We start from the raw sequence: 12241 nt of genomic DNA, 5'->3' as shown, positions 1-12241 counted from the left end.
CGAACCCGCTGGTGCCCAGGACCACCAAAGGCCTGGAGCTGAGCAGGAAGGGCAACATCGTCGCCAGCCTGGAAACAGGCGCCACCTCCAAGCCCGGCGTGTACGCGGGAGGCGACGTGGTGACAGGCGCCGCCACGGTGATCCTGGCCATGGGTGCGGGAAGGACCGCCGCCAAGTCTATCCACGCGTACCTAAGTGGGAAGTGAGACGTGGGCCGTGGGACGTGGGAAAAACAATGTTGTAGGTCGTAAGACGTAGGTCGTAAGTGTGGAAGTAATTCTTTTGGGTTAAAAACCTGTTAGGAATGCAGGATGCACCTATGGCATACGCCTTACGGCTTAAGACTAAATAGGAATGCAGGATATACTGACTACTGACTACCGAAATTGTCGGAATAAGTTTTATTAGAACAAAAGGCTGTTGTTTAGTAATCTTGGGACAGAAAGGGGATGAAATAAATAAATATCACACGTGAGGGGGTGAGTAACTCGTATAAGTGGTGGCAATTTAAGTCAAAACAAATTTGCTGCCAAACAAGACTATTTTAGAGGTACAAGAGTTACAGTCAGTAACTTTGTGAAAAAATGCATGTGAAAGGGTGAAAGAAGTGGGGAAAGAAGCGACTGGAAATTGGTTTGGTGGTTTACCGTTGAAAGACCAGGTAGCAATAATTACCGGTGGGGGTTCCGGAATTGGACGCACCACAGCTTTAACTTTAGCTGCGGCGGGTGCAAAAGTAGTAGTTGCCGCCCGCAGGAAAGAAAAGCTCTTGGAAGTTTGCGAAGAAATCAAGGCTAACGGTGGTGTAGGCCTTGCTGTACGCACCGATGTTACCGTGCAGGAAGATATAGATAACTTGGTATCGGCGACATGTGAAGCTTTTGGTAAAATTGACATACTTGTAAACAATTCCGGCATGGCGCTGCCAAGGACAAGCACCCTCAATGTCACCAGGGAAGATTGGGAAAAACTCTTTGCGTTAAACATGACGGCGGCATTTTTTGTTACCCAGGCAGTGGCAAGGGTTATGGCCCGCAATGGCGGCGGCAGAATAGTGAATGTAACCTCCCAAAGAGGCATTAACGCCTTGCCGGAGATTGTTCCTTACTGCACATCCAAAGGAGCTATCATGTCAATGACCAAAGCTCTTGCCATCGACCTCGCTCCTTTCAATATTAACGTCAATGCCATCGCGCCAGGGTACGTTATGACTGATATGGTAGCCGGCTTACTGGCAGATAAAGAAAGACTTCAGTCTGTGCTTGACCGCACTCCATTAAAGAAAATGGGAACCCAGGAAGAGATGGCTGCAGCTATTCTTTATTTCTGCATCCCTCAATCATCATACACTACAGGCCACACCTTAATACTGGATGGCGGTTGGTCCTGTCAATAATCAGGGCCGGCAGACTGCCAGTGAAAGAAAAATTGCTTAAAGCAATTTATTACAAGTTAATACAAGGTGGATTTCGGTTTCTAAACATGTGAAATAATAAACAAGAAAGCGGAGGCTGAGTTTAATTATGATGGATGCTGTCTATAAATATGAAGCTAAACCGTACAGTATGAAATTTGGTCAAGTCCCGATTCCGGAAATTAAACCGGATGAAGTTCTGGTTCAAATCAAGGCCAGCGGTATTTGCGGCACCGACCACTCTTTATGGCACTGGAACGAAGCAATCGCCAATTCTTATAAGATTGACTTTCCCCGCATCTTCGGCCACGAATTCGCCGGAGTGGTGGCCCAGGTAGGGAACCAGGTCAAGGGAATTAAAACCGGGGAACGTGTCACTGTAAACCCGATCCTGTATTGCGGCAGGTGCAGTTATTGTGCTGAGGGCATTATCAATGTGTGTGACGACCGGCCATTTTTAGGGACAGATTATGATGGAGGGTTTGCCCAGTATGTGGCTGTCAGGAGCCAGAACATAATTAAACTGCCGGATAGTGTAAGCTTCAAGTCCGGCGCGTTGATGGAGCCACTTTGTGTGGCGGTTCACGCTGTTGAAAGAGTTAAGCCTGAATTCGGTCAGACTGCTGTTGTTATCGGCCCTGGAGCAATTGGACTTTTAATGCTTCTGGTGCTTAAAAACATGGGGGTCGGCAAGGTAATCGTGGCCGGCGCGGCGCCGGACAAGGACAGGTTGCAGATGGCTAAAACCCTTGGGGCATATGAAGTTATCAATGTTAGTGAACAAGACCCTGTGAGTATCATCAAAGACATTACCAATGGCCGGGGTGCGGATGTGGCGTTTGACGCCGCCGGTCATTTTTCCGTAGTGCCGCAGGCTATGCAAATGGTGGCCAAGCGCGGCAGAATCGGGGTTACCGGCTTGCCGGCCAAGCCAAGCGAGATTATGATGACCAAACTTGCCATGAGTGAAATAAGTCTTATCGGAAACAGGGCCTATGAACTCAAAAACTGGCTGCAGGCCGCTAAGATGATCGACGGTGGTTTAGATGTGGAACCAATCGGAACCCATACCATGCCTCTGAGCGAATGGGAAGATGCTATGAAATTGCTCGACCAAAGCCAGGGCCTGCGCATAATCCTTGAACCGTAATCTCTTAATTTGAATTTAGTTGAACTTGGCCCCTTAAAGCGGGGGCCAAGTTCAAACACCCAGCAGAAGCGGATTAACAGCACTTTGCGGATTGGAGGTTTAAAGAGTGGGCGCAAAATCTTTTTCAGGCATTAAAGTTCTCGACTTAACCAGGTATTTGCCAGGGGGTTACACGACACAAGTATTTGCGGATCTCGGAGCTGAAGTAATTAAGGTTGAGGATATGGGCAAGGGCGATTTTTGCAGGGGTGATGAGCCAAAAATAAACGGTGTCAGTTACTATTTTTCAGCCTTGTGCCGCAACAAAAAAAGCATAACCATTAACCTCAAGAGTGCGGACGGGAAGCGGATATTTCACAAGTTAGCCCAGGAGTCGGATGTAATAGTCGAAAACTTTCGCCCCGGAGTAACTAAACGGCTTGGTATTGATTACGCCGAAATCAAAAAAATTAATCCCAGGATCATTTATTGTTCTTTATCGGCTTTTGGACAGGACGACCCCAGGAGCCTGCAGGCTATTCATGACGTAAATTTACAGGCCCTGAGCGGTTACTTGTCACTGAACGGCGGCAAGCTGTCCCCTCTGCACTTAGCTGACGTGGCAACAGGCATGGCTGCTTCCCAGGGTATAGCCATTGCTTTATACCACCGCGAAATAACCGGCGAAGGCCAGTCAGTGGATATTCCGATGTTTGATTCACTGGTCTGGTGGCTCAGCCTGTTGACGAGCAGGTACCATTTCCAGGGAAACAGTATTTCCGCGGCTACCATTGAGTACCCGGCGCTTTGCTACAACATTTATGAAACAAAGGACAAAGGACTCCTGGCCTTTGGTATGGTTGAAGATAAGTTTTGGAAGATATTCTGTGAAAACACCGGCATGGAAGATCTTATCCCCAAACAATTTTACCGCCGCCAGGAGGATGAAGAAGCCTGGAACAGGATGGAAAGCCTGGTTGCCGGCAAAACCCATGCTGAATGGTTGGAATGGCTTAAGGACAAGGACATTTGTATCACACCGGTCAAGAGTATGGGGGATGCCATAGAAGACATCCTGGCATCAAAAACCGGAATAATGGAATATGTGGAGTATCCAATAACCGGCAGGATACTGCAAACAAAGTTGCCTTACAGGATGTCCGGCATTGACACACCTCTCCAAGAAGCGACGCCTCCGCCGGTTTTGGGGCAGCATACCGGTGAAATTCTAGAGAAAATCGGCTTCAGCAAAGAAGAGATCGAGGCTTTCTCTAAACAGGGAGTCGTTGGAGGAGTATAGCCCTTCTAGGGCAGCATAATGATGAGATTTACCGAGGACTTCTACATTTATCAGATGAAAAAATGACTGCCCTGAAGGAAGCCGGCGTGATTTAACTGAATCATCAGAAAATGACATCAGGGGGTGGAAAATCAGCAATGTGTGTGTGCCATTCCGCCAAGGTGTAGCGGTGAGAGTTGGCACATCAATTATAAGTTAATAAGGTGAGACCAAAGAAGAGTAGATATTCAATAATAAGTTGTCTGGTTAGAACTTTAAAATTAAGTATTCAGTCGGTGTAACAATGTTACCCCGGACATGGCCATTGAGTAGTAGAAAATATAAAAATGGGGGATCAGTCAATGACAAACAAAAGGTGGACGATCGTTTTCTTAATGTTGCTAAGTTATATGACCATGTATCTTTGCAGATCCGCTATATCAATATCCGGCCCTGTATTGATGAAAACATACGGCTGGAACGCTACCCAGTTTGGTTTGGTTTCGACAGCGTTTTTCATCGGCTATGCGATTACCATGTTCCCGGCTGGTTGGTTTGCTGACCGGTTTGGCGCCGGCAGGGTTGTGGTGGCGGGGATTTTGTTTTACTCGTTATTTACAATACTGACTCCTGTCATAGGCGTTACCATAGGTTTAATGATCTTCGTGCGTGTGCTGGTGGGCCTGGGCCAGGCTGCTACACTGCCTTCCAACGCCGCGCTGCTGGCGCAGTGGATGCCTAAAAAAGAGATAGCTACCGCGCAAGGAATAGTTATGATCGGCACCCCGCTGGGTATTGCTCTCACTATGCCCCTTGGTGTCCTGTTCATATCTAATTTTAACTGGCAGACTACATTCTACGTGTTTGCTTTTGTCGGGCCGGTTTGGTGCATACTATGGTGGCTGCTTGGCCGGAATAAGCCGGAACTGCACCCCAGAGTAAGCCAGGAAGAAATACAGTACATCAGAGGTGACCAGGGGCAGAAGGAAATCTCCAGTGACGCCGCGGCTGTGACTACAGCGGATGTTTTTTCAAAATGGTCGGTATGGGGCGCTTCGCTGTCTTACTTTGCCAGCAACTATCTCTTTTTCTTGTTCCTGACCTGGCTGCCTACTTACTTTGCCAATGGCCGCGGCTTTACCCTGGTCAAGAGCGGTTACTACACCATGGTCCCGTATATCGTCGCATGTTTCGCTTATCCGCTTGGCGGGTATTTAGCCGACTGGGCCGCCAAGAGATTCGGACACAATACTGGCCGCAAGATGTTTCCATTTATCGGCATGGTCGCAGCCGGGATCTTTTTAATACTTGGTACCGGCGCCAACAGCGGCGTTGCTGCTCTAGCCCTGATCTCAATATCTGAAGGGTTCTTATCCATTACCCAGGCGGGATATTTCTCGATGCCGATGGTCTTTTCTCCGAAGCATGCCGGCAAAATTGTTGGTTTGTACGGCTTTTGCGGCACCTGCGCGGGTATCCTGGCGCCGCTTGTCACCGGTATGATTATCGACCACTTCGGCAAATATGAGTATGCCATGTACTTTGGCGCTTTAGTAGCCGTGGCCGGCGCGCTTTTGTTGTTCTTTATCACGGTTAAGCAGATTGAACACAAAAAAGCTGTTAATACTAAACCAGTTGCTAATGTTAGTTAAAGAGTCATTGATATCTTTGTTAAAATTCCCGAAGAGGAGGTTATTTATATGGACATGCTAGTTTGCATTAAACAAGTACCAGACACTGAAGAGATCAAAAAAATGGATCCAGCCACAAATACCCTCATTAGGAAAGGTGTGCCGAGCATTGTCAGCCCGTATGACAAAAACGCTCTTGAAGCGGCGGTACAGCTTAAAGAAGCGCAGGGCGGCAGTGTGACTGTACTGAGCATGGGACCTGAACAAGCTAAAGACGCTTTAAAGGAATGCATCTCAGTTGGAGCGGACAGGGCTGTTTTAATAACGGACAGCGCATTTGCCGGTTCAGATACCCTGGCGACAAGCAGTATCCTGGCGGCAGCTATTAAAAAGCTTGGAAACTTCGACCTTATTTTGTGCGGCAAGCAGGCCATAGACGGCGATACAGGACATGTGGGGCCCGAAATAGCGGAGCACCTTGGACTTGCCCAGGTAACTTATGCCGCCAAGATAGAGATTAAAGGAGACATCATTGTAGTCAATAAAGAGCATGATGACGGGTATGAGGTTATTGAAGCCAAGCTGCCGGTGGTATGTACCGTGGTTAAATCAATTAACGAGCCAAGATACGCCACTATTAAAAGTAAAATGATGGCCAACAAAGCCAAGATAGAAGTGTTAAGCGCAGCGGATTTGCCGGATATCGATACGGCCAAAACAGGTCTGAACGGCTCACCTACCAGGGTATTGAAGACATTCGCGCCTCCTAAAAGAGGGTCCGGCTTAAGGATTAAAGAAGAAACAGCAGGAGAATCAGCACTTAAATTAGTTCAAAAATTAGTCGAAGCTAAGCTTGTTTAAGGGGGATGGTTAGTGTGGATCTGAAGGACTACAAGAATGTATGGGTGTTTATCGAAACCGCCCGCGGCGAAGTAAGGAATGTTGGCCTGGAACTTTTAAACCAGGGCAGGGTTCTGGCAGGAGCAAATAATGAGAAACTGGTTGCGGTTATTATCGGCAAAGATCTGGATGCGGCAGCCAAAACAGTAACCGCGTATGGCGCTGATGAAGTTATTCTGGTTGAAGGTGAAGAATACAAAGACTATAACACAGACGGATATACCAATGCCATGGTGAAGTTGTCAGAAAAGTATAAACCCGCGGCGATATTATTCGGAGGCACTATTCAGGGCAGGGATTTAGCGCCGAGAATATCATGCAGGTTGAAGACAGGCTGTACGGCAGACTGCACTGACCTGGCAGTTAACGCGGAGACCGGCGATATTGAATGGACAAGACCTGCTTTTGGCGGGAGTATTATGGCGACTATAGTGTGTTCCCAAACAAGGCCGCAGGTAGGAACTGTAAGACCGGGTGTGTTTAAAAAGGCGCAGCCGGATGACAGCAAAACAGCCAGTATTATAAGAGAAGAAATCAGGACACCCGCGGAGGAAATCAGAACAAAGCTGGTTGATTTTATCAAGTCCGCGGAAGAAGCCGGGGTAAAACTTGAAGAAGCGGAAATAGTCGTATCCGGAGGAAGGGGACTGGGCAAGCCTGAGAACTTCGCCATCATCAAAGAGCTGGCTGATGTGTTGGGCGGCGCCGTAGGGGCATCCAGAGCAGCGGTTGACGCCGGTTGGATCTCACCTCTGAGGCAGGTGGGGCAAACGGGAAAAACAGTGGGACCCAAGATTTATTTTGCCTGCGGCATATCAGGCGCTGTACAGCATTTAGCCGGAATGTCCTCCTCAAAGATAATCGTAGCCATAAATAAAGATCCTGAAGCGCCGATATTTGATGTTGCTGATTTTGGCGTAGTGGGAGATTTGTTTGAAGTTATACCCGTGCTTATTGAGGAATTCAAGAAGATTAAAGCAAGTTAAAGCATCAACTGAAAAAATAGGGAAAAATCGTTCCTGCGGAATGATTTTTCCCTAAGCCTGGTTTTTACTTTAATGGCCCGCTCAAAGCCATTTTACCAGTTGTTTATAATCTATCAAAAAACAAAGTGTGTTACAATAGGGGTGTTGGTAATATGACCTGCTGAATATGCAAATTTTTACACTTCTTTATGTGTGATCATAGGGTCCGGCTACCGTTTCTCGCCACACAAGGATGGAGTGTATTTTTTTGTGGTGAAACAGGGAGTCCAACACCCCAAAATGTTTTCAAGTAGACACTTTTATAACAAGGCAAGGGTTAAGAAGAAAAATTAAATAAAGCTCTTTATGGACAATTACTTGTAAGTTGTAGAGAAAGGAGCTAATTAAGAAGCATGTTAAAAACTACGGGGAAAAGACGTTGGGTAATAGTGTTTCTACTTGCTTTTGGGGTTATCGTTAACTACTTTGACAGGACTAACTTATCTGTAGCGGGTACTTTAATGTCGAAAGAGTTTAATCTGTCTCCCGCACAGATGGGCATTCTCTTTTCTTCTTTTATCTGGACCTACGCGCTTCTTCAATTTCCCGTCGGCGCCATGCTGGACAAGATCGGGGTCAAGTGGGTGATACGCGTCGCCACCGCCATCTGGACCATTGCCACCTATATGACTGCGGTAGTCAGCGGTTTTGGACTAATTCTGTTGTCCCGCCTCTTGCTGGGAGCTTCTGAGGCGCCATGCTTTCCGGCCAACGCCAAGGCGACAGGTTACTGGTTTCCAAAACATGAACGCGCCCGTGCCATTGCCCTGTTTGACTCGGAGTCCAAGCTGGCCAATGCCATTGGTGTTGCCTTTGTCAGTCTGGTGGTTGCGCAGTGGGGCTGGCGCGGCGGTTTTTATGTAACTGCGCTGCTCAGTTTGTTATATACGGTCATGTTCTGGGCTATATACCGGGATCCGAAAGAAGACAAGAAATTGTCAAAAGAGGAGTATGACTATATTGTAGAGGGCGGCGCCCAGGCTGAAGGACAGGCCTCAGGCAGTTTTATTTCTAACGTTGGCTATTTGTTAAAACAGCGTAAAGTCTGGGGCGTAATCATCGGCTACGGCGCTTACGGTTACGCATGGTACCTGTTCTTAACCTGGCTCCCTAATTACCTGGCTACACAAATGCACATGTCATTGATTAAGACGGGATGGTACGCGTCAATACCCTGGTTTGTCGGCTTTCTTACAGAACTCACAATTTCGGGTTGGCTGGTTGACCGCTTGGTCACCAAGGGATATAATCCAATGTTAGTTCGCAAAGTTATGCTTGTTGTCGGTATGATGCTGGGGCTGGCAGTTATCGGCGCGGCCTTTACAACTAATCCGAATGTCGCTGTAACTTATATATCCATTGCGCTCGGAGGTCTGGTCGTTACTTCAGGAATTGCCTTTCAAATACCCACATTCATTGCTCCCAAGGGAACCACAGGCACTATGATGGGGTTGCTTACTTTCGGGAACAGCGGTATGGGCATTTTAGCGCCGATTATTACCGGTTTTATCGTTGGGGCGACTGGCTCATTTGCAATGGCTTTTATAGTCGCCGGGATCGTATTATTTATCGGTATTTTAAGTTACGTGTTCCTGCTTACCGACTTAGACCCGATTCCCGACCAGGATCAGGTAAATATGAAACAACTCGCCGGCCAAAACAAAAATATAAAGTTTTCAAGTTAGCCCGTTGAAATGAATGCATAGAATTACATTTGCAACTCTGCTTGCGGGATTGAGCGTAAAAAAAATTGAAGCGTGTAACGGGGATACTTAGGAGATACCTAAAAACCTAAATATCCCCGTGAGCCGCACTTCAATATACTAATGTAAACCACTCCCATGAACATTTTCTTTGAAAGTATAAGAAATATTTTTAACGAAGGCACAAACTGGTACATGTCTTGCTTTGTGGGCCGAGAATTTACCAGAGTTCCAAAATTAAAATTTGAAAATTACTTTCAACAAGTTGACACCGTTTTCTTGCTGAAGATAAAATTAGCACACGAAAGGGGATAACATAAAAATGATGGGTTTAGAAGGAATCAAAGTAGTGGAATTAACTTCCTATGTGGCTGCGCCGGCCTGCCCCAGAATTCTTGGTGAAATGGGCGCGGAAATTATTAAGATTGAGCCGTTTACCGGTGATGAGCAGCGTACCCAGGGACCGGGCTTCGGTATGAAACGCAACGATATTGAAGACCCGGCCTTTGATATGAGCAGTATGAACAAGAACTGGATTAGCGTCAACCTTAAAAACCCGGCTGGCCTGGAATTTGTTTACAAGATGATAGCAGACGCGGACATTTTGATAACAAGCTTTAGGGACAAAGCATTAATTAAGTTAGGCCTTGATTATGATACCATCAGTGCAAAATTCCCGCATATTGTTTACGGTCATATGAGGGGTTACGGCGAAAGAGGTCCGGAAAAAGATTCAAAAGGATATGACGCGACCGCTTACTCCGCCCGCGGTGGCATATTGATGAGCTTCCCCCAGAAGGGTGAATCCCCCGTTAACGTACCGGCCGCTTTCGGCGACTGGAACGCGGCGGTAGCTTTGACCGCCGGTGTTCTGGCAGCCTTAGTCAGAAAGCTGAAAACAGGCCGTGGTGACAAGGTTGTGGTTAACCTCTATCACTGCGCGGTGTGGGCAATGCAAATCGCCATGGTTTCACGCCAGTCCGGAGCCGAGTATCCAAGATCAAGAAAAGAGGTTCCATGCCCGTTTAACAACTGCTATAAATCCAAAGACGATATTTGGTTCCTGATCTGCAACGGGAACTACAACAAATACTTTGAAGAGATGATGACCGCGTTTGGTCTCGGTTACCTTGTAGGCAACAAGGATTATGATACCCTGGAAGTAATCAACGAATATAACAGAAATGGATATGTTGTAAAACTCCTTGAGGAAGCATTTGCTAAAAAAACGTTTGCCGAGTGGGAAGTAATCTTCAGGGAGCATGAAATCCCATACCAGAAGTGCTTCACTGTTGATGATGTTCTTGCTGATGAAGAAGCCTACGCCAACGACATTCTGAGACCACTGCACTATAATGATTTCGGCGATCGGGTTATTCCTACCAGTCCAATTAGATTGAAGAGTGTCGGTGACCCTGAACTTAGAAAGTCCAGGCCAATCGGTTACGATACCCGGAAGTATATGTTGAAATATGGTTACTCCGAGGAAGATGTCAACAGATTGGAAGCCGAAGGGGCAGTTAAATGTTTTAAAGGAGAAATATAGTTTATCACATAGATAATCTATAGTTATTTTCTATAATAAGTAGGAAAATGTCAAAATATAAGCATTAGACTCATATGAGAAGATACATTATAATACAAAGTGAAAGAAACAGTTGTGTTTAGAACAGAGGTCAGGTTGTTTTTTTAAAAAAGAGTTGCCAAATAAGAATGTTTAAACTTACCCCTGCTAAATATACTCTACCTCTCTTTACACCTTTGACATGGATAATTCAAAAAATAATCAAAAAAGATATACTTATTCGGGCAACTAAACATATCCATGTCAAAGGACATCCTTTTAAAAAATGTTTGCGTTAAAATATAGGGGGAACCCCATTTATCATAAATGGGGTTCCCGTGACTTTATAATACTTATCTACAACCAGGCAGGTTGTTGTTTGTCTTACATTAAATCTCTGGCATTATTGGTGATGAAATTTTTAAAGCGCTGAACAGGTGGGGCAAGAAACCGGTTTTTCATATAACCCAGGTAAATCACTCTTGTATAGTTAGGATTGCTTATTGGAAGAATTTTAATATTAAAATTATGGAAAGTAGGGCTGTCCGGAACTATGGCGATACCCATGTTAACGGCAACCAATCCAGCCATAGAAATTTCATCTTCCACTTCGCAGTAAACCTTGGGAACTATATTTACCTTTTCAAACAGCCGGTTAATCTCTTGTTTCAATCCGGTTTTGTGGGTGTAGTGTATCAGCGAATAAGGTTCCGTATCTTTTAAATCAATAGTTACATGGCTGGCAAGAGGGCAATCATTCGGTATCAGTGCCACTAATTTTTGCTCGCAGACAGGAATAAATTCTATGCTGGGATCTTCAGGTATCAGGGAAACAAAAACCAGGTCGAATTTTTCATCCTTTAACCCTCTAATCAGTGCAGCTGTACATTCTTCTGTGGTAGTAACGCCTTCCTGTAATAAAAATTTAATGTTTCTATTCTTTTCATCTTTTTTGAATGATGCGATTAAATTAGGGATAAAGTGCGAGCTGAGCGTGTAAATGAATGCAATACTGATCACACCGGTGTTATCACCTGTCATTTCTTTAATTTTTTTAATCCCTGCTTCCAGCTCATTTATAGCATTTTCAACATAAGGCAGGAATAATTTTCCGTACTTTGTAAGCACCACATTACGCCCTTGTTTTTCAAATAAAAGTACACCCAGTTCGCTTTCTAAAGATGAAATTGCATGGCTCAGGCTTGGCTGAGTCATGGAAAGTTGTGCTGCTGCTTTTGTATAATGCTCCAGCTTAGACAGGGTTCTAAAATAATAAAGTTGATAAAGATTCATTTTCTAACCTTCTTCATATGAATTTACTATTTAAGTATAACAAAATCTATAGAAATTGACTATGGAAAACCTTAAGGAGTCAGAAATAGACTGTGATGCCCAATAGTATTCAATAATGCAAAAAATAACCATATCGGTGAAATTGAGGGTGCAAATGAATTCATCCCAAAACAAATGTAATAGCCGTAACGGCTACAACAAAAAAACTATCCAAACCAAGTTTGGCAAATCAGAAATTGAAATCCCCCGGGATCGAAATGGTGAATTCGAGCCCAGAATTATCGGCAAATATGAAAAGACTTC

General features: G+C 45.4%; 9 protein-coding genes and 2 pseudogenes. 10 read left to right on the top strand and 1 reads right to left on the bottom strand.

Annotated elements, in window-relative coordinates:
- The 9 genes and pseudogenes from Pmgp_RS17915 to Pmgp_RS17875 all read left to right on the top strand — a co-directional run.
- Nucleotides 1–206: pseudogene (locus Pmgp_RS17915) on the top strand (dihydropyrimidine dehydrogenase); the annotation flags it as partial.
- Between the two features lie 443 nt (nt 207–649).
- Entirely contained in the window at nt 650–1396 is a 747-nt protein-coding gene (locus tag Pmgp_RS17910) for an SDR family NAD(P)-dependent oxidoreductase (RefSeq protein WP_134215851.1), read from the top strand.
- A gap of 127 nt (nt 1397–1523) precedes the next feature.
- Nucleotides 1524–2564, top strand: a complete 1041-nt coding sequence (locus tag Pmgp_RS17905) for a zinc-dependent alcohol dehydrogenase (RefSeq protein WP_134215849.1) — start codon at nt 1524–1526, stop codon at nt 2562–2564.
- Between the two features lie 106 nt (nt 2565–2670).
- Nucleotides 2671–3843, top strand: a complete 1173-nt coding sequence (locus tag Pmgp_RS17900) for a CaiB/BaiF CoA transferase family protein (RefSeq protein WP_134215847.1) — start codon at nt 2671–2673, stop codon at nt 3841–3843.
- A 341-nt stretch (nt 3844–4184) separates the two neighbouring features.
- Nucleotides 4185–5474 (top strand): MFS transporter, encoded by a 1290-nt coding sequence (locus tag Pmgp_RS17895; RefSeq protein WP_134215845.1) that lies wholly within the window; start codon nt 4185–4187, stop codon nt 5472–5474.
- Nucleotides 5475–5522: 48 nt separating this feature from the next.
- On the top strand, nt 5523–6314 hold the full coding sequence (locus Pmgp_RS17890) for an electron transfer flavoprotein subunit beta/FixA family protein (protein WP_134215843.1): 792 nt from the start codon (nt 5523–5525) through the stop codon (nt 6312–6314).
- Nucleotides 6315–6328: 14 nt separating this feature from the next.
- Nucleotides 6329–7339: an electron transfer flavoprotein subunit alpha/FixB family protein gene (locus Pmgp_RS17885; RefSeq protein ID WP_205078095.1), complete on the top strand. Its 1011-nt coding sequence runs from the start codon at nt 6329–6331 to the stop codon at nt 7337–7339.
- Nucleotides 7340–7731: 392 nt separating this feature from the next.
- A complete protein-coding gene (locus tag Pmgp_RS17880; RefSeq protein ID WP_134215839.1) occupies nt 7732–9063 on the top strand; it encodes an MFS transporter in 1332 nt (443 codons plus the stop codon).
- Between the two features lie 340 nt (nt 9064–9403).
- Complete coding sequence (locus Pmgp_RS17875; protein ID WP_134215837.1) at nt 9404–10627, top strand: CaiB/BaiF CoA transferase family protein; 1224 nt, start codon at nt 9404–9406, stop codon at nt 10625–10627.
- A 402-nt stretch (nt 10628–11029) separates the two neighbouring features.
- Here Pmgp_RS17875 and Pmgp_RS17870 read toward each other — a convergent pair whose 3' ends face one another.
- Nucleotides 11030–11938 carry a LysR family transcriptional regulator gene (locus Pmgp_RS17870; RefSeq protein WP_134215835.1) on the bottom strand — a complete coding sequence of 303 codons (909 nt, stop codon included), beginning with the start codon at nt 11936–11938 and terminating at the stop codon, nt 11030–11032.
- A 169-nt stretch (nt 11939–12107) separates the two neighbouring features.
- On the opposite strand from Pmgp_RS17870, the pseudogene Pmgp_RS17865 reads away from it, so the two are divergent.
- Nucleotides 12108–12241: pseudogene (locus tag Pmgp_RS17865) on the top strand (transposase); the annotation flags it as partial.

Origin of the sequence: Pelotomaculum propionicicum (genome assembly GCF_004369225.1) — a bacterium.
Taxonomy (GTDB): Bacteria; Bacillota; Desulfotomaculia; order Desulfotomaculales; family Pelotomaculaceae; genus Pelotomaculum_B; species Pelotomaculum_B propionicicum.
Note: the sequence above shows the minus strand (reverse complement) of the source record. Positions and strands in the feature narration are given on the sequence as shown.

Bases quoted from the DNA above. Each gene is read 5' to 3' on its own strand.
- Pmgp_RS17880 (WP_134215839.1), top strand. From the start codon at position 7,732: ATGTTAAAAACTACGGGGAAAAGACGTTGGGTAATAGTGTTTCTACTT.
- Pmgp_RS17870 (WP_134215835.1), bottom strand. From the start codon at position 11,938: ATGAATCTTTATCAACTTTATTATTTTAGAACCCTGTCTAAGCTGGAG.
- Pmgp_RS17905 (WP_134215849.1), top strand. From the start codon at position 1,524: ATGATGGATGCTGTCTATAAATATGAAGCTAAACCGTACAGTATGAAA.
- Pmgp_RS17875 (WP_134215837.1), top strand. From the start codon at position 9,404: ATGATGGGTTTAGAAGGAATCAAAGTAGTGGAATTAACTTCCTATGTG.
- Pmgp_RS17890 (WP_134215843.1), top strand. From the start codon at position 5,523: ATGGACATGCTAGTTTGCATTAAACAAGTACCAGACACTGAAGAGATC.
- Pmgp_RS17895 (WP_134215845.1), top strand. From the start codon at position 4,185: ATGACAAACAAAAGGTGGACGATCGTTTTCTTAATGTTGCTAAGTTAT.